This window comes from Teredinibacter turnerae T7901, from assembly GCF_000023025.1.
GTDB classification, from domain to species: Bacteria; Pseudomonadota; Gammaproteobacteria; order Pseudomonadales; family Cellvibrionaceae; genus Teredinibacter; species Teredinibacter turnerae_B.
Window position 1 is genome coordinate 1,832,313 of sequence record NC_012997.1, and the last position, 22,547, is coordinate 1,854,859.

Here is a 22,547-nt window from a genome sequence, read left to right on the forward strand (position 1 = left end):
TTATAAAGTGTCGAAAACTTCAATTCTGAGGCGCTTTGTTTTTGGTAAGCACAGGCGAGTAGCAGGGGATTTAGCGGCTTAAATTAGGGTTTTGCTTGCTACAAGTTGTAAGGTTCTTGATGTGGTTCTGGCTCTCGGAGAGCGAGTCAGCTTCTAATTGGTACCGGTTGTTCTATTCGCATTAGTTTGGGTTTTGTAAATAATTGGTAGTTTTGCGCAGTGATCTCATCGCACATTTAACGTGAGTGGTTATTTTATAATATGTCGCAGAGTCATTTGGTCCCAATAATTTTCGCTTGTCACGTAAGCTTTTATAACAAAGTCAGTCAGCAGGACCAGCGTTTCGGAGCTTGTTTTTCGTGGCTAAACGCTACGCTACCACAAAAAACAAGCTCCTCCACTGCGGCCGCTGCTGCACGGCGTTATGCGTCGCCGAGCCTTTAAATGAAACTCTGGCTAGTAGGCTTTGAGAAAGCTGCAAAACCGGTGGAACGTAATATTTAGTGTTGGGTAACACCACCTTCGGTCGCGTTGTTAGTGGGGCAGCTTCGGTAGAGTTTGTACCAATCAATCGGTCAAATAAAGTTGTATTAGTTCGTAGTCAAATTTCTAGGTGGTTAGGGCAACTTTATTTCACCTAGTTGTGTGCTGGGTATGCAGTATTTGCCTTTGTTTGAGGTGCTTAACCGTCGGGAATGTCGGCCTCGTATTAGTATTTTGTTTTAAAATGGGCACTGTCATTTTGCAGGCTCTTAAGCAGTTTCGTTGGGGTTTGTTGTGTTCGGCAGGGCAATGCATAACAATCAGCATCAGGTTCAGCCGCTGCGCGGCTTGGACCTCCATTTCGGCGCTTCGCGCCTACATTGCGGCCCCTGTGCTGGGCGTTATGTTTCAGGAGCACCATGCTAAGCGATCATGAACTAACAAAAGAGGTATCTCCAACTACTCGTTTAGTTCTTGGCGTCGTGTGCCTCCTGCTTGGCGTAGGGGCTTTATTACTGTCATACTTGGGTAGCAACGATATCTTTCTTGTTTTGAGCCTTGTGGTTGGAATTCCGATTTTTTTAGTTGGTTTGTCGTTAGTATTCGGAAAAGCAAGTAAGGGCAAAGGTATTTTATCTCCATTCACTCTTTACCTTTTTGGTAGTTGCTCTGCTTTAGCAAGCATCTGGGCTATTTATGCAGGGTATAATAATGCTGGAATCGGGTTTCTTATTGCATTCGGTTGTTTTGCTCTTGCCAAAAAGCGAACAAGGGAACGTAACTCTTGGTAAAAAACATAACAAAAAGCTGCACGCGGAAACATTTTACTACGCTCGTTTTTATGCATTCCGCTGCGCTTCATTTTTTCATAAAAACGCTCTCCGCAAAATGTTCCGGTGAGCTTGGCGTTAGAACACAATATGAAAAAACTACTTACTATTATTTTCTTCTTTTCAGTTTCGACTATGGCAGATTCATTTACATACGATATTCAGGAAGCAGGCTATAGATTTGATCAATATGATCTTAAAGGGAAGGCAACAATGGAAATATTCAAAAATGCATTTAGAGGATTTCCATGGAAAGAACAAGTTGGAAATAACAAGGGTGGTAGTGAGCCCACTATCTCCGTTAAAAACTCAAAGACAAAGGTAGATCTATGGGTGTCAGTAATCGGAAGTCCAGAAGAATTTGCTTATCTAGTGGGTATTGTCCAGCCTAAAAAAGTAAAAACAATGTTTGGCTTCGGGAAGGAAAAGGAGGTGCGTTGGGTGTCTGCCTATGTTCTAGAGCAAGCTAAATGGGTAGAAGAGGCTTTTCAGCTCTATTTTGAAGGGAAAACTGAAACTCTAAATTCACAATTTTCGGGTTTGCCTGTATATCTAGAGAAAGAGGCGTCAAACTAAAGTTCTAACAAGTTGCTGCACCTGACACATATTGCTACGCTCGTTTTTGTGCCTGTCGCTGCGCTCCATTTTTACACAAAAACGCTCTCCGCAGTATGTGCAGGTGAGCAAAGCGTTATAAAGCTCCGAAAACGTTAACTTTGAAGCGCTATTTTTTGGGCAAACGCTGTGGGGTAGTTTGGCATTTGGTGCCTCAAATTAGAGCTTTGCTTAGTGCAAGTTATAGGGTTCTTAATGTGGTTCTGGCTCTCGGAGCGCGAGTCAGCTTCTAGTTGGTACCGGTTGTTCTATTCGCTTTCGTTTCGGTTTTGTACATAATTGGTAGTTTTGCGCGGTGTTCTCATCGCACATTTAAAGTGATTAGTTTTTTTAATATGTCGCAGAGTCTTTTGGTCGCAATAGTTTGGGTTTTTCGCGTAAGCTGTTATAACAATTACAGCCACCAGACCCACACTGCTACGCTTGGTTTTGTGCATTCGCTGCGCTCATTATTGCACAATACCAAGCTCCACTGTGCGGGCAGGTGCTGTAGGCGTTATGTGTAAGCGAATAGAAAAGACACGATGAAGAAGGAAGATTTGGAAGGAATTGCGAAGAATTGGATCGAGTTCTCTCACCTTTCCTACGCGGATAAAGGGGATGCAGGGGAGATTCGAATTTCGCATGAAAATAAAGAGGTTGTGATAACAGTCGCATATGATTGTGAAGAATTTTATGTCGACTTTAATCTCGATGGTGAGCCACTTTATGCTGACTGGTATGAAAGCATGGATGATCCATTAGAAGCGATGATGGAATACACGAGAAGCATTGTTGAAAGGTATATAAATTATCCTATACGTGTAAAAACTACAGGTTGGTTTATGTTTAAGCGTCCAATTATTGAATTTAATGATAATGAAACATGGAAAAACGTTTTCATGTAAAACACATAACAAAGCGTTCAAACCCGTTTCGGGCCTGCGGCCCTACACTGGACAGCCAAAGCTGCTCTGCTTTTGTGCATTTGCTTCGCAAATTATCGCACAAAAGCATCACAACTTTGCCTGCCGTTTAACGCGGCGTTATAAAGCGTCAAAAACTTTAATTCTGAAGCGCTTTGTTATTGGTAAACGCAGGCGGGTATCAGGGGATTTTGCGGCTTAAACTAGTGCTGTACTTACTGCAAGTTGAGGGTTCTTAATTTGGTTCTGGCTCTCGGAGAGCGAGTCAGCTTCTAATTGGTACCGGTCGTTCTATTCGCATTCGTTTGGGTTTTGTAGATAATTGGTAGTTTTGCGCGGGGTTCTCATCGTACATTTAACGTGAGTAGTAGTTTTAAATATGTCGCAGGATCGTTTGGTCCCAATAATAGGGGCTTATAGCGTAAGCTGTTATAACAATTACAGCCACCAGACCCACACTGCTGCGCTTGATTTTGTGCATTCGCTGCGCTCATTATTGCACAAAACCAAGCTCCACTGTGCGGGCAGGTGCTGTAGGCGTTATGTGCCCCACGCATCGGAGAATGAGTGAAAGAAGTAGAGAGGATAATTAGAGTAGACCATGCCGGTGAGTATGGAGCGATTCATATCTATCGCACGCAATTATTTTTAGCCAAATACTTATACAAGGATGTTGCTCCAAAAATAGAGGAAATGCTGTCGCACGAACTGGTGCACTACAGTACCTTTAATAGCCTTCTCAAAAAAAGGAATATTCGGAGTTGCTATGGAATTCATTTGTGGGCATTTGGGGGAGTATTGTTGGGTTTGGCCTCTGGCCTATTGGGCAGAAATGCGATTTGGGTTTGCACTGCATCAATAGAATCAACAGTGCTTCATCATTTAGAGTGGCAAATGGATTACCTTTCCAAGAATGATACAGAGGCTTTTGAGGCGGTAGCTAGTATAAAAGCAGACGAAGAAGAGCACCAGAACTACGGTGCCACCAACGCATCAAGTTCATACTTGTACAAGCCGTTGTTTAGTATAGTTCGCGGCACTACGGAGTTTGCAATATGGCTTTCAACCAAGCTCTAGCACATAACCAAGCTAGCAACCTGACACTGCATGCTACGCTCCTTTTTGGTGTGGCTGCGCCACAATACACCAAAAATCCGCTACGCACGCTGTGCAGGTTCTAGCGGCGTTAGCATCCATCATGAAGAAAATATGGAATTGGTTTATTTATCTATTTATATTGGCTGGCTTTCCGCTGTTGGCTTGGGCAGGCTATTATCTTGTCGCTGATACATATAATTTTTGGAAAAACGGCATTGAAAAACAAGCTTTAGTCATAGAACTTGACCGCACTAGCTCAAGTGGAAAGGGTGGAACGACATATTATTACAAATTAGAAATTGACTCGCTTCAGTTGGTGGAGGGTTTTCGGGTAAGACTTCCTATCGGTAAATACGTATCAGTTTTAACCTTGCCAAATGATCCTGGCAAAGTTACGCCAGGTACTGAAAGTAGCGGATTGTATGAAATCTACAAATACGAAATGGGCAGTGATCTCATGGTAGTTCTTAGCCTTGGAATGTTTGTGTTTATGGCTATATATGGGCCTTCTACGTTTGTAACCCTTCTCAAAAGCAGAGATAAGATTATAAACCAGTAAAATGCTAACAAACGGCTCCACACAGACGCCCAAACCTACGTTGCTTTTGTGGGTTTCGCTGCGCTACACCTTACCGCAAAAGCCTCTCCGGTTTGGGCGCTGGTGACCCGGGCGTTATGCATATCCAGTGGTTGAGCTATTCGAGATATTAAATGAATTTATATGAAGTAGAAAAAGCCATCTCGAAGATGGACAAAAAACACCATATTTCGAAATGGGTGGCCTTAATTTTGGGTGTTTGGCTATTTTCATTGCCGCTACTTCCAGATAGCTTTCCTTATCTGAATTGGCTAAGAGCAAGAGACCCAAATACGCTGTATACGATGCTTGGCGTTTTTTCGCTTGTCTGGGCGGTCGATAATTGGCGTACTACTAAAGAGCTAAAGCTTCTTAAAAACACGTTACGAATAGCGCAAGCAAATGCATAACAAGTCGTGCCAGTCGGACAGTTTGTTCCGTGGCTCCTTTTGTGCTGGCCGCTACGCTAGCACAAAACGCCACTCCACAAACTGCCGCTGCACTCAGCGTTATGCGGCAAATTAGCTATAGGGTTAAAAATAGGGTATGAAGGAAAAGCAATTTATAAAATGGGAAAATACCCTTAAAAAGGGCAAAAGGAATTTTATTCTGGTTAACGGCATAGTTTCATGGGGTATACCTATGTTCGTTATAATGACCTTTTTCGTGAATAAACCAGAAGAAGGTAATATGTCAGTAGTATTAATCTGTATAAATGCACTCATATGGACTCTCGGAGGGCTTGCTTTCGGTTTTTTCACTTGGAGTGCTAGCGAAAGAATGTACAAAAAAGAGCTTGCTCGGCGTGAAAGCGCATAACAAGTTGCTGCACGCTGACACATACTGCTACGCTCGTTTTTGTGCGTGTCGCTAGCGCTCCATTTTCACACAAAAACGCTCTCCGCAGCATGTGCAGGTGAGCAAGGCGTTATACGTCGCTGAGCCTTTAAATGAAACTCTGGCTAGTTGGCTTTGAGTAAGCTGCAAAACCGGTGGTACGCAATATTTAGTGTTGAGTAACGCCACCTTCGGTCGCGCTATGAGTAGGGTGGCCTTGTTAATGTATGTACTAATTAAGCGGTAAAATAAAGTTGCATCCGCTTTTAGCTTGATTGCTGGTTAATCATGCCAACTTTATTTAACCTGGGTGTGTGCTGGGTACGCAGTATGTGCCTTTGTTTGAGGTGCTTAATCGTCGGGAATGTCGGCGTCGTTTTAGCATGTAGGTTTAAAATGGGCGCAGTCATTTTACAGGCTCTCAAGCAGTTTCGTTGGGGTTGGTTGTGTTCGGCAGGGCAATGCATAACAATCAGCATCAGGCACAGCCGCTACGCGGCTTGGACCTCCATTTCGGCGCTTCGCGCCTACATTACGGCCCCTGTGCTGGGCGTTATGGGGCAAGCATAATATGAAGAATGTAAAGCATAAAGTTTTGTTGGTTCTTTGTTTTTGTATTGTCAATTCAGCGCAAGCTGAATCTAGCAGCATTGTTTGTGAAGCAATGTTGTTAAAATATGAAAAAAACTACGTGTGGAGTGAATCCGTTGGTGAACGGTACGACGATTATTCTGCCCCTTTGGTACGGTTTAAGGTTAATGCCTCAAATAATTGTTCAGAGAAAGAAATAGCAATAGTTTTTCTATCGTCTAAGCATGAGGGTGTTCTCAAACTTATCGAAGAGGGGGCAATCAAAAAGTACCTACTAACATTACCGGATGAATTTGTTGTCGGTGATTACGGCACCATTGATTCATCTGCCGTAATAAAGTTTGAGCCTCAAGCCCCATAACAAAGTTATTAACCACCGCCAGCAAGCTGGCTGGACCTCCACTGCGTTGCTTCGTTTGCGGTTTAACGCTACGCTACCGCAAACAAATCAACTCCGTTTCGGCCGGTTATAACGGCGTTAGGCAATAGAACAAAAATGAAACGAATAATCAAATTTGTAGTGATTTGGACTGTGCTATTTCTAGTTGTATTCAGTGCTCTGAATATTTACTCGGATAGCTTATATTCTGATTTTATGGAAAAGGAGTCCGAATGTAATGACCAGAAGGGTCGAACTGTAAGCTCGTTTTCGGAAGAATGTATGATCGAAAATATACTATCTATAAGTGAAAACGTTCGTACGGCAATACAGAGGGAGGTTGTGTCAGCCCATAAAGCGGCAGATGGTTTCAATATAGTATTATTGGTTGGTGGAGCAATCTGGTTTGTATTGTCTGGCATAGCTTCCTGGTTTGTTGCCTACAGCAGAAAACGAGAAAATGCCTAACAAGGTTATTAACCATCGCCAGCAAGCTGGCTGGACCTCCGCTGCGCCGCTTGTTTTGCGGTTTTACGCTACGCTACCGCAAAACAATCAACCCAGCTCCGGCCGGTTATAACGGCGTTAGGAGTAAATGTGGACTGGAAAATCGCAGTAGCAATCGCGGGCTGGCTTTTAGCTATCCTGCAGTTTGCGTTTACATTTAGAGAGGCAAGGGATAAAAACGAAGCCGAACTGTTAGAGAAAACGCTCCACTATTTCAACCAAGGAACACAGGCGAGAACGATTGGAATTAGCCTGGTTGAAGGTGTGTGGTGGAAACGGAAAAGGAATCTGGACATCATCCTTCCGGTTCTCATTTCACAGGTTCTTTTTCTCGTCACTGAAGCTGAGGATACTCCCCAAGATAATCGTAATTTGATCAGGCTGCTGGGGTTGATAGAGAAGCTTCTGCCATATGCCAGCCCTGGAAGCTATGAACTAGCTGAAATATCAGAGGCATTAATGTGGGGTGCGCAAACTGAAGAGAAAGGGGTTTCAAAAGCAAGCCTTAGATCTTGGTTTAAGAGATTTAATGGAGATACTGCAATGTGGGATGCAGAAATTGTGACTCCTAACAAATCAATTAACTTCGCGCGGAACCTAACCCGATAATGCACACACCTCCATATAACTTTGTTGGAGGTGACAAATGGCCAGAAGAAAACATTACAACTCATATGATGACGATTTCAAGGCGACAGCGGTAGCGCTAACGGAAATTCCTGGGGTGCAAGCAAACCATGTTGCTGAAGCGCTCGATATTCATGAAGTGATGCTATATCGTTGGCGAATGGAAATGCGACGAGGGCAGATTAGGGTGAAAAAGAAAAATATACAGATAGATCCAGATATTAAATCGGAGTTGAAAAGGCTGCGTAAGCTGGAGCGGGAGCACAATCTCTTGCAAGAAGAGCACGCCCTTTTAAAAAAAGCCATCCAGCACTCTTTGCAAAAAAAAGAGAAATCTTTGAATTCATCGACCTAAATAAGTCGCAGCACAGCATTGCGCTAATGTGCAGGTTGTATGGTGTAAGCAGACACGGTTACAACAGTTGGCGACGAAGGGGCGAGAGTAGGCGTAAGCGGGAAGATAGCGAGATCTACTCACTGATTAACCGTATTTTTCAAAAGCACCAAGGATGCTACGGAAGCCCGAAGATAACGCAGGAGCTACGCAAACAGGGGGTCAATGTAGGTCAGAAAAGGGTGGCCAGGCTCATGCAGGAGCACGGACTAAAGGCTGTAAAGGCCAGAATGTACAGGACAAAGGCTTATCAGCATGTATTTCAGAAAGCGAGCCCTAACCGAATAAAGGATTTTACCCCAACGGGAATTAATCAGCTTTGGGTAGCAGACGTGACCTATATCCGCATGCCAGATGAAAGCTGGCAATACCTATCGGTCATCATGGATCGCTACAGTCGTCGAATAATAAGTTGGTCTCTTGGAGAAAATCGTACAGCGGAATTGACGAGCAACACCCTTGCGAGGGCAATGCGGAATCGCAAAGGCGCGAAAAACGTTATTCTGCATTCAGACAAAGGGATAGAATATATCGCAACATCATTTAGAAGAAAGCTACACCACTACGGCATACAGCAAAGCATGAATGGTGTTAAGCAAATGAATGACAATGCGCATATCGAGTCTTTCTTTCAGGATTTTAAAACAGAAAGAATTAAGAGGAAGGCTTTTAATACGGTAGATGAGTTGAGGGGAATAATCAGCGAATACATGCGCTACTACAACCATGAGCGTTCGCATTCGGTGATTGGGTATATATCACCCGCTAAATTTGAGAGTAGAATAGCGGTTTAACAAACAGGTGTGTGCAAAAGCGGGTTAGGTTCCCGCCTACGGCGCCGGACACAGCAAAGCTGCGTCGGTTGTTGAGGCGTTATGCTTGCAACGGATAAAGTTTTATGGAATGTTTAGAATTTAAGAAAAAACATAAAAAATATTCTCAATTTCCACTAACAAGAGAACTAAGTGAGTCGGAAGAGTATGAATTGTTTTTGAATCATTTGGATTCTTGCGGAGAGTGTTATGAGTGGGATTTAAATATAAGTATAGAAAAACGAGGGTTTAGTAGTAAGAATTTTCCCTGTGTACATATTGCGTATCATGTCACTGCAGGTTTAGCAGATAATATCGATCCTTGGGATGATCCTGACATTGTTTTAGTAAAAACATCGCATGGGTATGGAATCCCAATTCGGGATGGTGGTAGTTCTATGATAAAAGTTGAAAATTGTCCTTGGTGCGGTATAAAAATCAAATGAACTACCAAATTGAAACAAGGCATAACAAGGCCAACCACAACCGCCGTAAAACGGCTCGGGCCGAATTGTGCTTCGCACAATTCGGCCCGTGTTGACGACGTTATAAAGCGTCGAATAAGTTAACTTTGAGGCGCTATGTTTTGGTTAATCGCTGTCGGTTAGCTAGGGATTTGGTGGCTCAAATTGGAGCTTTACTTGCTGCAAGTTGTAGGGTTCCTAATGTAGTTCTGGCCTCGGAGAGCGAGTCATCTGCTAATTGGTGCCGGTTGTTCTCTTCGCTGTCGTTCGGGCTTTGAAAATAATTGGCAATTTTGCGCGGTGTTCTCATCGCACATTTAAAGTGAGTAGTAGTTTTTAATCTGTCGCAGGGTCGTTTGGTCTCAATAATTTGGGCTTGTCGCGTAAGCTGTTATAACAATTACAGCCACCAGACCCACACTGCTACGCTTGTTTTTGTGCATTCGCTGCGCTCATTATTACACAAAACCAAGCTCCACTGTGCGGGCAGGTGCTGTAGGCGTTATGCATCGAAAAAATACGGAGTAAACGTAAATGAAAGGGTATTTGGTATTAGACTTATCCATCAAAGTGCTAGAAGGTTTCTTGGAGTATGCCGAGAAAATTCCAACGTTTATAGATAAGCATGGTGGTAGGTATATCGTCCAAGGAGTTGTTCCTGAAAAAATGGAAGGCAATTGGAGTCCAGAACGGTTAGTGATTTTGGAATTTCCTTCAACAGAAAAAGCTAAAAATTCTTAGCTGATCCAGAAGCGCAAGAGCTATTTTCATTGCGCCACAAAACAACAAATAGTCAATTAATATTGGTAGAGGGGGGTATCCAGTAAATGCATAACAAACCGCTGCACGCCGACACATACTGCTACGCTCGTTTTTGTGTGTCGCTGCGCGCCACTTTACACAAAAACGCTCTCCGCTGTATGCGCGGGTGAGCGGGGCGTTATGTGTAGCCGTTTAGGCAAGGAATAAAAATGGAAAATTTGATTGTTCTGATTGCTTCCATTCTCTTTGCAAATTGGATGATTTGTGCTTTTTATACCAAAGAGTATATTGATTTGGCACCTAAGATTCATAGCTTATTTGTTCTAGATGTGGCGTATATGTGGTGTCTACCAATAATTGGCCCAATTCATGTGCGTAATAGAATCAAAGAGCTAAGTAATGCTCAATGTGGTAGAGACGGTAGTAACCATTTAGAGTCCGCTTCGCGGTATGATGATTGGGAAGGTGAGTAAATTAGCTGGCAATATGGTTTTCTTTTGCGGTCAAACACATAACCAACTCAGCCAGTCGGACCTCCGTTCCGGCCGCTGCTGCAGGGCGTTAGGCCTACGGAATCAAGGGCGTGAACTATGATCAATAATATTAAAAATATAATCTTTGTAATATTTATATCTATTTCTCTAATATCCAAAGCCTACGGAAGTGAAATTTTGGTTGTTGACCATAAGAAAGAGCGTGAACTTCAAACTTGCAACAATGAAAAAACGTTGTTTTGGGCTTTGAGTGTTGCTGCAGGATTAACACCCTATAAAAAAGTTTCAAAATTACGCGGCGGAGAGAAACTAAAGTATAAGACCTCTGATGGAGTCGAGCTTAGCGGAATTAAGCTCTCATCAGAAACAAAAACAAATACATATATTCTACTGATCCAGGGTAATGGATTTCCTGCGGGAAGGCTAATTCAAGAATTTGAGAGGTTTCGGGATAAAGGTATTGACGTTTATGCTTTTGACTTCAGAGGGTATAAAAAATCACAGGGCAAGAGACGAATTTGGGCGATGCTTCAGGATTATTCTGAGATTCTTGATTGGCTGAACTCGAATTACTCTAAGCGTATTATTTATGCAACTTCATACGGAGGTGTAATTGCCTCAAATGTTATAAGTGATTATTCGTTATACGATTTGGTTTTTTTTGACTCCGTAATTTCAAGAGCAAGCTATGTAGTAGAGTGCTCAAAGAATTATGATCCAGTTGAAAAACTACCAAACGTGTGCGGGAGTTTAATTGTTCAAGCGAATGATAAAGATCGCTTTTACACCGGCGGTCTCTTGGGTGAACTAATGGAAGCTGCAACTGATTGCGGTGGAAAACATGTGGTCCAGCCAGGTTTGGCTCATCCTTTTGAGGAAAAAGCAGACCAAATATCAACTAGAATGAAAAAACTTGAAGAATTAATAGTGCCATTACTATGAAAAACGAAGAAATTGGTCGATTGGGTGTAGCTTGCATTCTAGCAGTGTTAGGCGCACTAGTAGAGGCTCAATCGGATTACTGCAAAGACGTTAGCTTATTTAGAAACCCAATATTGTGGTGGTTAATAATGATTGTTGGGGCTGGAATAACCTTGGATGCTACAAAAGGATCTAGTAAGAAAGTATTGCTAGCCTCGTCAACTATAACGACAATAAGTTTTTTTTCAGTTGCCACATTCATGTTTTTGCTAGATCAAACCAATAATTTCTGCTTTTCTGGAATCACCACAAATCATCCAGCATTTGAAATACTTTCTGGATTCGTGTTTGTGGCGACTATAGGTAGCATATTTTTACTGTCACATAGCAGCCCTATTTTAAAAAGCATAGTAACTGTTGCATCAAATGCTAATACTCCAGAGAGAATTGAAAATATAGAAAAAACAATTAGAGCATTAGTTGGTTTGGCTGCTGCTATCGTACTAGTACTGCAAATAAGGTAGCTAAGAATTGAAAAGCTTAACAAACGCTTCCAGTCTGACGTCAAAACCTCCGTATTTTTGTGTTACTCGCTGCGCTCAAACATTAACACAAAAACACTCCGGTTTCGGCGCAGCTGAAGCGGGCGTTAACTGCCTATGAAATTGAGTACCGATTTTGACAAGATAGGGTTTCATGACGCATCAATTGAAAAGATTGAACGTCAATCTGACTCTGTGATTTTAGATATAAAAGGCGCTTTTATATCTAAAGAGCATCCAGATTCTGAAGGTCAAGACTGGAGAGTTGAAAAAGCAATACTAGAAATTCTCGGAGTAACCGAAGAACGAGCTACGTATTGGGACGATGATAAGGCAGCAAAGGATCACCCAGAGCCAGAGTTCCCATTGGATGAAATCATGCATGCACATTTTGAGGATGGTGTGTTTTCATTCGATGGCTTTAAACAAACTGTGCCGTGGTACGAGTGGTTCATAACCGCAAATGCTTTCATCTTGGAGGTTAAAAGTGCAACCAAGTTAAGCAGTTAACAAAGCTATCAAATTGACGGCTTTTCCGTCGGTTGTTTTGTGGCTTTACGCTACGCTACCACAAAGCAACCAACTTCAAAGCCGCAATTTATAGCGGCGTTAGCACTCAAATGAACAAGGAGACTACGAATTGAGAAAACCAAGACTGTTTATAGCTTCCTCTTCTGAAAGTCTGGCGATTGCAGAAGCTGTGAACGTAAATCTAGATCATGAGTTTGAAATCACAGTCTGGAAAAACGGAACATTTAAACTTTCGTCTTCAACAATTGATGATCTGGTTGAAAAGTCTTCATTTGTTGATTTCGCTTTGTTCATATTTGCTCCTGATGACATATCGGAAATAAGAAGCAGAAAAGAGCATGTCGTAAGAGATAATGTAATTTTTGAAATGGGCCTATTTGTTGGTGCCATTGGAAAGTCCCGTTCATTTATATTAAAGCCCCGTGGAATTGAAATGCATTTGCCAACTGATTTGCTAGGAGTTACACCAGCAGATTACGATGCGGGTAGGTCTGATGGTGATTTAGTTTCGGCAACTAATAGAGCTTGCTCTCTCATTAAATCCGAAGTTGAAAGATTAGGGATAATCAATCACGCTGCGCTTTCTGAATCTAAAAAGATTATGGTTAATCCCACGACTTATGAACTTAAAGAGCAAGACTATCGTTTTCTTGCTGCTTGCTTGCAAAGCCATACTGCCGATCCTGTTGGGTTGCCATTTCACCGTATTTCAAACTCATTTCGTGGCGCAAATGAAGCAGCATTGCAAATTTCACTTATTAAGCTAGAGCGAATGGGCTACCTAAGTAAAACTGTAGAAACAGATCACCAGGATGGATACGATTTCTATGCATATTCTATTACAGAAATGGGGATTGATGAGTTGCTTAAAAATGAAGACGCGCTGCAACCAAAAGCACCCGCGCCGCCGGAAAGCTTTGATGATGACATCCCGTTCTAGTGCTAACAAAGCAATCAACCGGACGCGGAACCTAACCCGATAATGCACACACCTCCATATAACTTTGTTGGAGGTGACAAATGGCCAGAAGAAAACATTACAACTCATATGATGACGATTTCAAGGCGACAGCGGTAGCGCTAACGGAAATTCCTGGGGTGCAAGCAAACCATGTTGCTGAAGCGCTCGATATTCATGAAGTGATGCTATATCGTTGGCGAATGGAAATGCGACGAGGGCAGATTAGGGTGAAAAAGAAAAATATACAGATAGATCCAGATATTAAATCGGAGTTGAAAAGGCTGCGTAAGCTGGAGCGGGAGCACAATCTCTTGCAAGAAGAGCACGCCCTTTTAAAAAAAGCCATCCAGCACTCTTTGCAAAAAAAAGAGAAATCTTTGAATTCATCGACCTAAATAAGTCGCAGCACAGCATTGCGCTAATGTGCAGGTTGTATGGTGTAAGCAGACACGGTTACAACAGTTGGCGACGAAGGGGCGAGAGTAGGCGTAAGCGGGAAGATAGCGAGATCTACTCACTGATTAACCGTATTTTTCAAAAGCACCAAGGATGCTACGGAAGCCCGAAGATAACGCAGGAGCTACGCAAACAGGGGGTCAATGTAGGTCAGAAAAGGGTGGCCAGGCTCATGCAGGAGCACGGACTAAAGGCTGTAAAGGCCAGAATGTACAGGACAAAGGCTTATCAGCATGTATTTCAGAAAGCGAGCCCTAACCGAATAAAGGATTTTACCCCAACGGGAATTAATCAGCTTTGGGTAGCAGACGTGACCTATATCCGCATGCCAGATGAAAGCTGGCAATACCTATCGGTCATCATGGATCGCTACAGTCGTCGAATAATAAGTTGGTCTCTTGGAGAAAATCGTACAGCGGAATTGACGAGCAACACCCTTGCGAGGGCAATGCGGAATCGCAAAGGCGCGAAAAACGTTATTCTGCATTCAGACAAAGGGATAGAATATATCGCAACATCATTTAGAAGAAAGCTACACCACTACGGCATACAGCAAAGCATGAATGGTGTTAAGCAAATGAATGACAATGCGCATATCGAGTCTTTCTTTCAGGATTTTAAAACAGAAAGAATTAAGAGGAAGGCTTTTAATACGGTAGATGAGTTGAGGGGAATAATCAGCGAATACATGCGCTACTACAACCATGAGCGTTCGCATTCGGTGATTGGGTATATATCACCCGCTAAATTTGAGAGTAGAATAGCGGTTTAACAAACAGGTGTGTGCAAAAGCGGGTTAGGTTCCCTCCGCATTGCGTGGTTCGCTCCGCTCACTTTACCACGCAATGCTCCGCTCGGTTATTGCGGCGTTATGTTTAAGGAAATATGAAAACACTTCTATCACTTACATTAGTTGCATTTCTAGCATCAGCTGGTTCTTATTGGTATGGAGTAACTGTGGGGATGCAGCAAAAGCAACTAAATTATCTTGGGGTGAAAGCTCATGATCTTGCATTACACCGCTACGATAGATTTGGTGGTGAGGAAAAAGATAAGTCTGAATTAGAAGTAGATGAATTACTTATCCATTTTGGGTGGTATCTAGAAGAGCGAATGCCTTTTATTCCAGGTTACTATAGTCTCGAAAAGTCTAGTATTCGCATGTTTAAGGATATAGCTCAGTACAGATTGAATTCACCCAGAGTTAAAGACGGAGTGGAATACTATCCGTATAAGCGCAACTGGGAGCAGGGTCTGAAAGACACAGAAGTCAACGGCAAGCCGATTGATCCTGCGGTTGTAAAGCATAAGACCCAGGAATTCAAAAATAATGAGAGAAGGTTCAAGCTTGCACTTAAGTACTTCGAGAGGTAAAAAACATAACCAACTCAGCAAGCGGGACCTCCGTTCCGCTGTTTGTTTTAGCAGTGGTCGCTACGCTACTGCAAAAGCAAACAGCTCCACTGCGGCCCCTTCTGCAGGGCGTTATGTTTAATCGAGTATGAGCGAGAATTCACTAGTTACAGCGGGGACGTTTTCCTTTCCGCACGAAGCCGAAATAGCTCGGGCTACTCTTGAGTCGGAAGGCATACCTGCGTATGTTGCGGATGCACATACAATAAACATGCAGTGGTTGTATTCAAATGCAATGGGTGGTGTCCGCGTCCAGGTTCATCTCAAAAACTTAGGTGCGGCGAAAGAGGTATTGAGTACAGACTATTCTTCTCTAGTAGAATCTGAGGTTGGTAATGAAGAGAATAGAGCGTGTTCTATTTGTGGTGGGGTGTTGGAGCCCTATACAAAGGGAAAAAGGCCTGCATTTTTGGTTTTTTTGTTGCTTGGCTTCCCTTTGTTTTTCTATAAGCATGGTTCTAGGTGTGCTAGCTGCGGGAACTTCACAAAAACATAACAAGTTGGTGAACCGTCGCGGTGCCTTTGGCACCGCTGGACAGCCAAAGCGTCGTTGCTTTTGTGCATTCGCTTCGCTCATTCTCGCACAAAAGCACCGCCACTTCGTCTGCCGGTTACCAAGGCGTTATACGTCGCTGAGCCTTTAAATGAAACTCTGGCTAGTAGGTATTTTAGAAAGCTGCAAAACCGGTGGTACGTAATATTTAGTGTTGAGTAACGCCACCTTCTGTCGCGTTGTTAGTAGGGTGGCTTTGTTAGTGTATGCGCCAATCAAACGGTCAAATAAAGTTGTATTAGTTTGTAGTTAAATTGATGGGTGGTTAGGGCAACTTTATTTCACCTAGTTTTGTGCAAGGTATGCAGTGTGTGCCTTTGTTTGAGGTGCTTAATAGTCGGAATGTCGGCGTCGTTTTAGTCTGTAGGTTTTAAATGGGCTTGTCATTTTGTAGGCTCTTAAGTAGTTTCGTTGGAGTTGGTCGTGGTCGGCAGAGCAATGCATAACAATCAGCACCAGGCTCAGCCGCTGCGCGGCTTGGACCTCCATTTCGGCGCTTCGCGCCTACATTGCGGCCCCTGTGCTGGGCGTTATACGTCGCTGAGCCTTTAAATGAAACTCTGGCTAGTTGGCTTTGAGAAAGCTGCGAAACCGGTGGAGCGCAATATTTAGTGTTGAGTACCGCCACCTTCGGTCGCGTTGTTAGTTGGGCAGCTTCGTTAAGGGCTGTACCAATCAAGCGGTCAAATAAAGTTGTATTAGTTTGTGGTTAAATTGCTAGGTGGTTAGGGCAACTTTATTTCACCTGGTTTTGTGCAAGGTGTGTAGTTTGTGCCTTTGTTTGAGTTGCCTAATCGACGGGAATGTCGGTGTCGTTTTAGTGTGTAGGTTTAAAATGGGCATTGTCATTTTTCAGGCTCTTAAGCAGTTTCGTTGGGGTTGGTTGTGTTCGGCAGGGCAATGCATAACAATCAGCATCAGGCACAGCCGCTACGCGGCTTGGACCTCCATTTCGGCGCTTCGCGCCTACATTACGGCCCCTGTGCTGGGCGTTATGCGTAAGTCATGATTTGTAGTAAATGTAAAAAGCATTTCGAGTGTGAGTTGCCTCGCGCTGAAAATAAGAGAATGATAGGTACTTGCCCGGAATGTGGGAAAGCCCTGAAATGGGATGGTTTGTTGGAAGGGTATGCTGCCGCATGCGGGTTTACAAGTGTCATGACTCCCGTAGTTTTTGTGCTCTTGTTTAATGTTAAGGCGTTGGCGTTTTCCGTGATAGGCCTTTGCTTGGTATTTTTCCTATTAAGGCGCACCGTTCTCAAATGGGGTTATGTGTATCCTGCTGTGCCGGGGGAGTCGATTCCAGCCAATTGGGCACACAGGTTTATGGGGGCTGCAATTGCAGTTCCAGCATTAATAATTGTTCTGGGTATAGCTTTCGAGCTCTTCGTGTAAACGCATAACAAGGCTATTAACCTGACACCGCATGCTACGCTTCTTTTTGGTGTGGCTGCGCCACAATACACCAAAAAGCCGCTCCACACGCAGTGCAGGTTATAGCGGCGTTATGCGTCGCTGAGCCTTTAAATGAAACTCTGGCTAGTTGGCATTGAGAGGGCTACGAAACCGGTGGTACGGAATATTTAGTTTTGGGTAACGCCACCTTCGGTCGCATTGGTAGTGGGGTGGCTCTGTAAATGTATGCACCAATTAAGCGGTCAAATAAAGTTGCATCCGTTTTTAGCTTGATCGTTGGTTAATCCTGGCAACTTTATTTAACCTGGTTGTGTGCAAGGTAAGCGGTGTGTGCCTTTGTTTGAGGTGCTTTATCGTCGGGAATGTCGGCGTCGTTTTAGTATTTGGTTTTAAAATGGGTGCTGTCATTTTGCAGGCTCTTAAGCAGTTTCGTTGGGGTTGGTTGCATTCGGCAGGGCAATGCATAACAATCAGCATCAGGTTCAGCCGCTGCGCGGCTTGGACCTCCATTTCGGCGCTTCGCGCCTACATTACGGCCCCTGTGCTGGGCGTTAGGCATAGCATGGCACTGTACGAAAAAATAGAACCAAAACCGCTCCCGAGATGGGTAACAATACCATTGGGGTTAATATTTACACCGTTCACGTTTATATGTGTTATTGGGTCTGCCAAATTGTTAATTGCTCCAAATGTACCTCCTACAGTTATCACTGTATCGCTGAGCAGCTTATTTTTAGCGGGTAGCCTTTGGGTATTTTATCTGTCTCTTCGCTTGCTATTTGTGAGTCCAAAAAGTAGATCAAAGTTTATTTCGCCAATAGGTTTGAAAGTGGTCGCCATGGTTTTTGCGGTAATACCTATAGTTTCAATCATCATCGGTACGTTTTGGGAAAAGCCTCTAGTTCATAGCATCATGACTATTGCTTATATTGGTATTGTCTTTCGCTTGTGGGGTATGTCTAATCATCGAGGTCAAAATGCCTAACAAGGATATTAACCATCGCCAGCAAGCTGGCTGGACCTCCGCTGCGTTGCTCGTTTTGCGGTTTAACGCTACGCTACCGCAAAACAACCAACACAGCTCCGGCCGGTTATAACGGCGTTAAATTTGTAAGGAGTATTTCTTGAGTATCATCTACTTGGTAAAAAAGAATGACGATTTAATTAGTCATTGTACTTGTGGAGAATCACTCGTAGGTGATCCCGGTCAGTTGGACTGCCCTTGGTGTGGATGTGGATGGTTGTTTTCTTGTACCAAATGTAGGAAAGCTTTTACTTTTGCTACTGGCGTCGAACTTGAAAAGAGCTGGGAGGATATCGCTCGGGAAGACCTCTATGGGTATAGTAAAAAAGAACCGAGTGAGAAGGAGCTGAAGGAATGGGTCGATTTTATGAAAGGAATGATGGGGCATGTAGAGGTAGGGCGCGATTACATTTACCTCGACGGCTACTTCATTCCGGCAGATGAAGGTCCTTTTGAAGTAGAGGGTTGGCACTCAGAACACGACTTCAATGAGCCTCCTCAAATTACCGCGCAGCATAGCCCGGAAATCATAGAAAGAGTGCTTTCAAACCCCGAATATTGGAATGAGCGAAAAATTTAACAAGGCCAGTCAGCAACACCCACTTCGTGGGTTGGACAGCTTACACTCCGCACGTTTTGTGTATCGCTGCGCTCATTTTACACAAAACGTGCTCCATGCAAGCTGCCGCTGCTGGCGGCGTTATAAAGCGTCGGAAACGTTAACTTTAAAGCGCTATGTTTTGGTTAATCGTTGTCGGGTAAGTAGGGGTTTTGTGGCTTAAGTTAGAGCTGTACTTGCTGCAAATTGAAGGGTTCTCAATGTGGTTCTGGCCTCGGAGAGCTAGCCAGCTTCCAATTGGTACCGGTTGTTCTTTTAGCGGTCGTTTGGGCTTTGAAAATAATTGGCAGTTTTGCACAGTGTTCTCATCGCACATTTAAAGTGAGTAGCTGTATTTAATATGTTGCAGGGTCGTTTGGTCCCAATAATTTGAGCTTGCCGCGTAAGCTTTCATAACCAAGTCAGCCAGCAGGACCTGCGTTTCGGAGCTTGTTTTTCGTGGCCAAACGCTACGCTGCCACAAAAAAACAAGCTCCTCCACTGCGGCCGCTGCTGCACGGCGTTATAGGTCTTTCATGTATCGCACTTTGATCACAGTGTTTTTAATTTCGCTAAGCTGCAATGCTATGAGCAATGGGTTCTGCATATTCACTCAACAGGAGAACGAGTACTTCAAGTTCACTGAGCGCTTTCCTTTTAGCGACAAGGATTACTCACCAGAAAGTGTGTCGGAGTCAAAGAAAAGATTGGATGCACACAAGTCAGGTGAAGAGGTTAAGTATTACGTCAATGAAAATACAACAAATATAATAAATGGCGGTTTACTGCAAAAGGAAATGCTTCTAGCTAAAAAAGAGCTTGAAGCCTATGTCGTCACTGATGCAACAAAGTGGGACCGTAAGAGCTACGATTTAAAGCATAAGTATTTAACAGCTAGAAAACATTATTGTGACTTTAGGCGAACTCATTATGCAATTGATTGGTAAACCTATAACAAGGCAAGGCAAAATCGCCCTGCGGGCTGGACGCGCTAACGCGCGCCTTTGCTTGCGGCGTTATACGCAATCGATATGAGCAAGACCTTACTATACTCGGCAATCATTACATCAATCTCTCTAGTTATTATGAGGGTGATCCCTTATTTTGAGGGGTATAATTTTGATAAGTATTGGTCATTGCCAATGGGCGTATTACCCGTAGGTTTGATATCCCTTATTGTTTTTTTACTTTCCTCTGTTGTGGTCATTATAAAGATTTTTCGGAAGACTAAATCCTCATACAACTTAGCTGTAATTGGCGGAATGATTCTGACTCTATTTTCTGTCTACAACCTACCTATCCCAAGCTATGTCGATGGAATGCATAAGCGTGTGAAGGCTGAACTCTCTAGAGCGGAATTACTGGATTTTGTTAGTGATGCCAGTGCAGAGGAATTGGATTGGCTGGATCGAGATGCGCATTCGAAACTTATTGATTTGCTTCGTGCTAAGCATTTAAAAGCTCTTTCTTTAAGCGGTATCGCTCCTAGAATAGAGAAAGGAGAGGGGTATATTTCAGTATTCTATGGCAGTGCACTAGTGAAGCATTGGGGATATGTGGTTGGGGATATTGATGAGTTTCCAATCGAACATATACCTCTAGAAATGCAGCGGAAAGTTTACGAAGGTGTTTGGGTTTATCACGATATTTGGTAGGCGTATAACAAAGCCAGCAACGGCGAGCTACTTTTCCGTCGCTTGAATTATGGCGAAAAAGACTGCCATAATTCAATCAACTACAAAGCAGCCGCGTTCTGGCGGCGTTATGCCCGTAGGGGAGTTCTTATGAAAAAGTCTGTTTTTATATTTATTAGCATCTTAATTTTATTTCTAGATGGGTGTGCGTACAAAGTGGGAACTAAGAACAACGAGTACGCGTGGGGTTGCAAAAATGCAAAAACAAAGAAATTATTTTTGGAAGAAAATACAGAAATACCGGAAGTTTGTGAGAATAAGGCACTTATTAAGACATGCCTAAAGTTATTAAAAGTTGAGTCTATACCATTAATTGCAATGAGCTCAGTTGTAATCGTGGGTAACGTAATTCATTTTGTAGACACCTCAACGTGTGGCAAATAAAATGCATAACCAGTTTGTCAACAGGACATTTTTTGCTACGCTCCGTTTTGCGATGGCTACGCCATTTTTTCGCAAAACTTCACTACGCAAAAATTTCCTGTTACAAAGGCGTTATGCAAACAAGTAGATGAAAAAGTTCGTATTGCTTGAAGTAATATTTTTAGTGTCGTGCTTTAAATTACCGAATCAAAATGAATTTGATCTAAGCTCTCTAGTTGAAATATGTCGAAAAATGGAAATTTATGAGTTTGGAGGAGTAGATATAGCACAATGGCCAGAGATGCTTATAGCGATAGACCCACTCGTTGTGCGTAGGGATATAAACGGATTGTACATTGTGATGGACTCTTATTCTATTGATGAAAGCGGTTTTTTCTGTTCCTACGACGAGAAGCTTTATAACCAAAGTGCAAGTCATAGCTATACATTAATAGGCAATAATGTGTATTCATTTATTTCAAAGAATTAGCACATTAGATAATTAAAACGCAGAAGATCAAATAAAGTGCATAACCAAGCCAGCCAGCGGACCTCCGTTCCGGCCTTTGAATTTTGTGCTTGTCGCTACGCTTGCACAAAATTAAAGGCCTGCACTGCGGCCTCTGCTGCGCGGCGTTAAGCAAGAATGAGCAATGAGAACTTTAATTAAATTTGGACTAATTTTAACCGTATTGTCGATGGTAATGTTTATCATTGGAATCCGATTCGGTGCAATGTCTCATCAATACGCGGACGCGCCCTTCAAATTAGGCATGTTGGTGTATGAATTAGAAGAGCTGAATGAAGGGTTTCCTGACTCAAAATTCAAAAACATCAAAGAAATAGAGCTTAACCAACTAATCTGGTATTCGGATATATATCTAAATACGTATCATCGTTACTTCTGGCCTAATTGTGATATCGAGCGAGTCACTAATAATCTTAAACGTGCGGCGGCTTATCGTAGACAAAACCCGTACAATATGGAATGTGGGGCTCCTGAATTATGTCAGCATGTAAGAGAAATCAATCAAGCTGTATCGAAATACAAGAATCTTTTTTAGTGCGTCTTATCCCTAACAAGTTGCTCCATTTGACGTTTTGGCCTACGCTCCGTTTTGGGGTTGCTTCGCAACTTTATCCCAAAACTCCACTACAGCCAAAACGCAAATGAGCAAGGCGTTAAATGCCCAGCCGGCCTTCGAGGAAATTATGAAAGGCTTAACCATTTTCGCAATGATATTTTTGACCGGTTGTATACCTCCATATACATGGAATGTAATTCGTGAAACAAAGATAGAAAAATATGATAGTAATTGCATTCGTAGCGCTGTTCATAAAGTAAGCGGCGTAATTGGTGTTGTATCAACTTTGCCTTCTCAATCGTATACCCTTACGGGTAAACCATTACCGAGATATAGGCAGTTTTTAGTAGAAACAGAGTATGGTATTGCATATCTAAATATCAGCGATGCATCTGGCAAAATAGATGTTAGTGCATCTTTCTCGGGCTATGAAGAAAAGCCCGAAGGTATAGAAACTCAAGGTGCAGATGCACTAAGCGGCATCGTCAATTCAATAAGTAGGAATTGTGGAAATGGCATTTAACAAAGCAATCTACCGGACATCCACTGCGTCGTTTAAAGTGCGCTTAATAGCACACTTTAATCAACTTCGTTCCTGCCGGTAATTGCGGCGTT

30 protein-coding genes are annotated in these 22,547 nt (G+C 43.0%); all 30 read left to right on the forward strand.

The genetic code is table 11. From position 1 onward, the window contains the following. The first annotated feature begins 902 nt into the window (after positions 1 to 902). The 30 genes from TERTU_RS21715 to TERTU_RS21730 all read left to right on the forward strand — a co-directional run bounded on the left by TERTU_RS21715 (position 903) and on the right by TERTU_RS21730 (position 22,455). Positions 903 to 1,274, forward strand: coding sequence for a hypothetical protein (locus tag TERTU_RS21715; protein WP_143876276.1), 372 nt, complete (start codon positions 903 to 905; stop codon positions 1,272 to 1,274). Between the two features lie 129 nt (positions 1,275 to 1,403). Then, positions 1,404 to 1,889, forward strand: a complete 486-nt coding sequence (locus TERTU_RS07855) for a hypothetical protein (RefSeq protein ID WP_015820399.1) — start codon at positions 1,404 to 1,406, stop codon at positions 1,887 to 1,889. A 563-nt stretch (positions 1,890 to 2,452) separates the two neighbouring features. Next, entirely contained in the window at positions 2,453 to 2,815 is a 363-nt protein-coding gene (locus TERTU_RS07865; protein ID WP_015819139.1) for a hypothetical protein, read from the forward strand. Positions 2,816 to 3,400: 585 nt separating this feature from the next. Next, positions 3,401 to 3,910, forward strand: coding sequence for a demethoxyubiquinone hydroxylase family protein (locus TERTU_RS07870; protein ID WP_015818466.1), 510 nt, complete (start codon positions 3,401 to 3,403; stop codon positions 3,908 to 3,910). Positions 3,911 to 4,031: 121 nt separating this feature from the next. Further along, a complete protein-coding gene (locus TERTU_RS07875; protein ID WP_015816801.1) occupies positions 4,032 to 4,490 on the forward strand; it encodes a hypothetical protein in 459 nt (152 codons plus the stop codon). A 152-nt stretch (positions 4,491 to 4,642) separates the two neighbouring features. After that, positions 4,643 to 4,918: a hypothetical protein gene (locus TERTU_RS07880; protein ID WP_015817689.1), complete on the forward strand. Its 276-nt coding sequence runs from the start codon at positions 4,643 to 4,645 to the stop codon at positions 4,916 to 4,918. A 136-nt stretch (positions 4,919 to 5,054) separates the two neighbouring features. Continuing rightward, positions 5,055 to 5,327, forward strand: a complete 273-nt coding sequence (locus TERTU_RS07885; protein WP_015819974.1) for a hypothetical protein — start codon at positions 5,055 to 5,057, stop codon at positions 5,325 to 5,327. Between the two features lie 589 nt (positions 5,328 to 5,916). Next, positions 5,917 to 6,297 carry a hypothetical protein gene (locus tag TERTU_RS07890; RefSeq protein WP_015819306.1) on the forward strand — a complete coding sequence of 127 codons (381 nt, stop codon included), beginning with the start codon at positions 5,917 to 5,919 and terminating at the stop codon, positions 6,295 to 6,297. Between the two features lie 300 nt (positions 6,298 to 6,597). After that, complete coding sequence (locus TERTU_RS21725; RefSeq protein WP_143876277.1) at positions 6,598 to 6,783, forward strand: hypothetical protein; 186 nt, start codon at positions 6,598 to 6,600, stop codon at positions 6,781 to 6,783. A gap of 129 nt (positions 6,784 to 6,912) precedes the next feature. After that, positions 6,913 to 7,431 carry a hypothetical protein gene (locus TERTU_RS07900; RefSeq protein ID WP_049772810.1) on the forward strand — a complete coding sequence of 173 codons (519 nt, stop codon included), beginning with the start codon at positions 6,913 to 6,915 and terminating at the stop codon, positions 7,429 to 7,431. A 37-nt stretch (positions 7,432 to 7,468) separates the two neighbouring features. Continuing rightward, positions 7,469 to 7,804, forward strand: a complete 336-nt coding sequence (locus tag TERTU_RS07905) for a transposase (RefSeq protein WP_015818494.1) — start codon at positions 7,469 to 7,471, stop codon at positions 7,802 to 7,804. Next, on the forward strand, positions 7,795 to 8,637 hold the full coding sequence (locus tag TERTU_RS21985; protein WP_228378316.1) for an IS3 family transposase: 843 nt from the start codon (positions 7,795 to 7,797) through the stop codon (positions 8,635 to 8,637). Before TERTU_RS07905 ends, TERTU_RS21985 begins: the two co-directional genes overlap by 10 nt. A gap of 104 nt (positions 8,638 to 8,741) precedes the next feature. Next, complete coding sequence (locus tag TERTU_RS21265) at positions 8,742 to 9,101, forward strand: DUF6980 family protein (RefSeq protein ID WP_080516697.1); 360 nt, start codon at positions 8,742 to 8,744, stop codon at positions 9,099 to 9,101. Positions 9,102 to 9,653: 552 nt separating this feature from the next. Next, entirely contained in the window at positions 9,654 to 9,860 is a 207-nt protein-coding gene (locus tag TERTU_RS07915; RefSeq protein ID WP_015820945.1) for a DUF1330 domain-containing protein, read from the forward strand. Positions 9,861 to 10,090: 230 nt separating this feature from the next. Then, entirely contained in the window at positions 10,091 to 10,354 is a 264-nt protein-coding gene (locus TERTU_RS07920) for a hypothetical protein (RefSeq protein ID WP_041590117.1), read from the forward strand. Positions 10,355 to 10,471: 117 nt separating this feature from the next. Beyond that, positions 10,472 to 11,317: an alpha/beta hydrolase gene (locus TERTU_RS07925; RefSeq protein ID WP_015820639.1), complete on the forward strand. Its 846-nt coding sequence runs from the start codon at positions 10,472 to 10,474 to the stop codon at positions 11,315 to 11,317. Continuing rightward, complete coding sequence (locus tag TERTU_RS07930; RefSeq protein WP_041590118.1) at positions 11,314 to 11,820, forward strand: hypothetical protein; 507 nt, start codon at positions 11,314 to 11,316, stop codon at positions 11,818 to 11,820. The genes TERTU_RS07925 and TERTU_RS07930 overlap by 4 nt, the downstream gene beginning before the upstream one ends. 135 nt (positions 11,821 to 11,955) lie before the next feature. After that, complete coding sequence (locus TERTU_RS07935) at positions 11,956 to 12,348, forward strand: hypothetical protein (RefSeq protein ID WP_015819153.1); 393 nt, start codon at positions 11,956 to 11,958, stop codon at positions 12,346 to 12,348. Between the two features lie 130 nt (positions 12,349 to 12,478). Continuing rightward, positions 12,479 to 13,309 (forward strand): TIR domain-containing protein, encoded by an 831-nt coding sequence (locus tag TERTU_RS07940; protein WP_015818018.1) that lies wholly within the window; start codon positions 12,479 to 12,481, stop codon positions 13,307 to 13,309. A gap of 80 nt (positions 13,310 to 13,389) precedes the next feature. Further along, complete coding sequence (locus TERTU_RS07945; RefSeq protein WP_015818494.1) at positions 13,390 to 13,725, forward strand: transposase; 336 nt, start codon at positions 13,390 to 13,392, stop codon at positions 13,723 to 13,725. Beyond that, positions 13,716 to 14,558 (forward strand): IS3 family transposase, encoded by an 843-nt coding sequence (locus TERTU_RS21990; protein WP_228378316.1) that lies wholly within the window; start codon positions 13,716 to 13,718, stop codon positions 14,556 to 14,558. Before TERTU_RS07945 ends, TERTU_RS21990 begins: the two co-directional genes overlap by 10 nt. Positions 14,559 to 14,671: 113 nt before the next feature. Then, complete coding sequence (locus TERTU_RS07955; protein ID WP_228378291.1) at positions 14,672 to 15,160, forward strand: hypothetical protein; 489 nt, start codon at positions 14,672 to 14,674, stop codon at positions 15,158 to 15,160. Positions 15,161 to 17,562: 2,402 nt separating this feature from the next. Further along, positions 17,563 to 18,153 (forward strand): hypothetical protein, encoded by a 591-nt coding sequence (locus TERTU_RS07970; RefSeq protein WP_041590120.1) that lies wholly within the window; start codon positions 17,563 to 17,565, stop codon positions 18,151 to 18,153. Positions 18,154 to 18,292: 139 nt separating this feature from the next. After that, complete coding sequence (locus TERTU_RS07975) at positions 18,293 to 18,772, forward strand: hypothetical protein (RefSeq protein ID WP_041590121.1); 480 nt, start codon at positions 18,293 to 18,295, stop codon at positions 18,770 to 18,772. Positions 18,773 to 19,377: 605 nt separating this feature from the next. Beyond that, complete coding sequence (locus tag TERTU_RS07980) at positions 19,378 to 19,737, forward strand: hypothetical protein (protein ID WP_143876278.1); 360 nt, start codon at positions 19,378 to 19,380, stop codon at positions 19,735 to 19,737. Between the two features lie 84 nt (positions 19,738 to 19,821). Then, positions 19,822 to 20,445 (forward strand): hypothetical protein, encoded by a 624-nt coding sequence (locus tag TERTU_RS07985; RefSeq protein ID WP_041590123.1) that lies wholly within the window; start codon positions 19,822 to 19,824, stop codon positions 20,443 to 20,445. Positions 20,446 to 20,574: 129 nt separating this feature from the next. After that, a complete protein-coding gene (locus TERTU_RS07990; RefSeq protein ID WP_041590124.1) occupies positions 20,575 to 20,868 on the forward strand; it encodes a hypothetical protein in 294 nt (97 codons plus the stop codon). A 127-nt stretch (positions 20,869 to 20,995) separates the two neighbouring features. Continuing rightward, positions 20,996 to 21,337, forward strand: a complete 342-nt coding sequence (locus TERTU_RS07995; protein WP_041590125.1) for a hypothetical protein — start codon at positions 20,996 to 20,998, stop codon at positions 21,335 to 21,337. Between the two features lie 163 nt (positions 21,338 to 21,500). Then, positions 21,501 to 21,911, forward strand: a complete 411-nt coding sequence (locus tag TERTU_RS08000) for a hypothetical protein (RefSeq protein ID WP_028875987.1) — start codon at positions 21,501 to 21,503, stop codon at positions 21,909 to 21,911. A 148-nt stretch (positions 21,912 to 22,059) separates the two neighbouring features. Next, positions 22,060 to 22,455 (forward strand): hypothetical protein, encoded by a 396-nt coding sequence (locus TERTU_RS21730; protein WP_143876279.1) that lies wholly within the window; start codon positions 22,060 to 22,062, stop codon positions 22,453 to 22,455. The last annotated feature ends 92 nt before the right edge of the window (positions 22,456 to 22,547 follow it).

What these genes read in the sequence shown, in the direction of transcription:
- TERTU_RS21715 (WP_143876276.1), top strand. Translation starts at nt 903, where the DNA reads ATGCTAAGCGATCATGAACTAACAAAAGAGGTATCTCCAACTACTCGT.
- TERTU_RS07855 (WP_015820399.1), top strand. Translation starts at nt 1,404, where the DNA reads ATGAAAAAACTACTTACTATTATTTTCTTCTTTTCAGTTTCGACTATG.
- TERTU_RS07865 (WP_015819139.1), top strand. Translation starts at nt 2,453, where the DNA reads ATGAAGAAGGAAGATTTGGAAGGAATTGCGAAGAATTGGATCGAGTTC.
- TERTU_RS07875 (WP_015816801.1), top strand. Translation starts at nt 4,032, where the DNA reads ATGAAGAAAATATGGAATTGGTTTATTTATCTATTTATATTGGCTGGC.
- TERTU_RS07880 (WP_015817689.1), top strand. Translation starts at nt 4,643, where the DNA reads ATGAATTTATATGAAGTAGAAAAAGCCATCTCGAAGATGGACAAAAAA.
- TERTU_RS07885 (WP_015819974.1), top strand. Translation starts at nt 5,055, where the DNA reads ATGAAGGAAAAGCAATTTATAAAATGGGAAAATACCCTTAAAAAGGGC.
- TERTU_RS07890 (WP_015819306.1), top strand. Translation starts at nt 5,917, where the DNA reads ATGAAGAATGTAAAGCATAAAGTTTTGTTGGTTCTTTGTTTTTGTATT.
- TERTU_RS21725 (WP_143876277.1), top strand. Translation starts at nt 6,598, where the DNA reads ATGATCGAAAATATACTATCTATAAGTGAAAACGTTCGTACGGCAATA.
- TERTU_RS07905 (WP_015818494.1), top strand. Translation starts at nt 7,469, where the DNA reads ATGGCCAGAAGAAAACATTACAACTCATATGATGACGATTTCAAGGCG.
- TERTU_RS21265 (WP_080516697.1), top strand. Translation starts at nt 8,742, where the DNA reads ATGGAATGTTTAGAATTTAAGAAAAAACATAAAAAATATTCTCAATTT.
- TERTU_RS07915 (WP_015820945.1), top strand. Translation starts at nt 9,654, where the DNA reads ATGAAAGGGTATTTGGTATTAGACTTATCCATCAAAGTGCTAGAAGGT.
- TERTU_RS07920 (WP_041590117.1), top strand. Translation starts at nt 10,091, where the DNA reads ATGGAAAATTTGATTGTTCTGATTGCTTCCATTCTCTTTGCAAATTGG.
- TERTU_RS07925 (WP_015820639.1), top strand. Translation starts at nt 10,472, where the DNA reads ATGATCAATAATATTAAAAATATAATCTTTGTAATATTTATATCTATT.
- TERTU_RS07930 (WP_041590118.1), top strand. Translation starts at nt 11,314, where the DNA reads ATGAAAAACGAAGAAATTGGTCGATTGGGTGTAGCTTGCATTCTAGCA.
- TERTU_RS07935 (WP_015819153.1), top strand. Translation starts at nt 11,956, where the DNA reads ATGAAATTGAGTACCGATTTTGACAAGATAGGGTTTCATGACGCATCA.
- TERTU_RS07945 (WP_015818494.1), top strand. Translation starts at nt 13,390, where the DNA reads ATGGCCAGAAGAAAACATTACAACTCATATGATGACGATTTCAAGGCG.
- TERTU_RS07955 (WP_228378291.1), top strand. Translation starts at nt 14,672, where the DNA reads ATGAAAACACTTCTATCACTTACATTAGTTGCATTTCTAGCATCAGCT.
- TERTU_RS07970 (WP_041590120.1), top strand. Translation starts at nt 17,563, where the DNA reads ATGGGTGCTGTCATTTTGCAGGCTCTTAAGCAGTTTCGTTGGGGTTGG.
- TERTU_RS07980 (WP_143876278.1), top strand. Translation starts at nt 19,378, where the DNA reads ATGAGCAATGGGTTCTGCATATTCACTCAACAGGAGAACGAGTACTTC.
- TERTU_RS07985 (WP_041590123.1), top strand. Translation starts at nt 19,822, where the DNA reads ATGAGCAAGACCTTACTATACTCGGCAATCATTACATCAATCTCTCTA.
- TERTU_RS07990 (WP_041590124.1), top strand. Translation starts at nt 20,575, where the DNA reads ATGAAAAAGTCTGTTTTTATATTTATTAGCATCTTAATTTTATTTCTA.
- TERTU_RS07995 (WP_041590125.1), top strand. Translation starts at nt 20,996, where the DNA reads ATGAAAAAGTTCGTATTGCTTGAAGTAATATTTTTAGTGTCGTGCTTT.
- TERTU_RS08000 (WP_028875987.1), top strand. Translation starts at nt 21,501, where the DNA reads ATGAGAACTTTAATTAAATTTGGACTAATTTTAACCGTATTGTCGATG.
- TERTU_RS21730 (WP_143876279.1), top strand. Translation starts at nt 22,060, where the DNA reads ATGAAAGGCTTAACCATTTTCGCAATGATATTTTTGACCGGTTGTATA.